The sequence below is a fragment of the Psychrobacter sp. 1Y4 genome, assembly GCF_051847555.1.
The window spans coordinates 1-553 of sequence record NZ_JBPYDE010000990.1; the positions used below are offsets into that span (position 1 = coordinate 1).

Genomic DNA, 553 nt, shown 5'->3' on the forward strand with positions numbered 1-553 from the left:
TGTACCAGAAGACGACGACGCACCGATTGCTAGCAAAAAACCTGCTGCCGCACCTAAACCAAAGCGTGATAACAAAGCAGGTTTAAAAGTTTTAAAGTAATTAGAGATTCAAACTCATTACTTTTCACATAATAAGAAAGCCAGTCATGTTTACTATGACTGGCTTTTTATTGTCTGTTCAAAGACTTGATACTTTATATTTGACTAGGTTCTTGGCAAGGTCACGCCGCGCTGGCCTTGATATTTACCGCCGCGGTCTTTGTAGCTGGTCTCACACACGTCATCCGCATCACTTTGGAAAAACAGCATTTGTGCCACGCCTTCACCCGCATAAATACGAGCTGGTAGATTGGTAGTATTACTGAACTCAAGTGTCACATGACCTTCCCACTCAGGCCCAAGCGGCGTGACATTGACAATGATACCGCAGCGCGCGTAAGTCGATTTGCCTAGGCAAATAGTCAGTACGTCGCGTGGAATACGGAAATATTCCATGGTACGTGCTAAGGCAAATGAGTTTGGTGGAATGATACACTCATCACCAACGATATCG

At 44.7% G+C, this 553-nt stretch carries 1 protein-coding gene; it reads right to left on the reverse strand.

Annotated features, from left to right (window positions below; genetic code table 11):
- Nucleotides 1-204: 204 nt before the first annotated feature.
- Nucleotides 205-553, reverse strand: a 349-nt coding sequence (gene dcd, locus ACS8FC_RS20020) for a dCTP deaminase (protein ID WP_439298073.1), incomplete at its 5' end; no start/stop codon positions are given.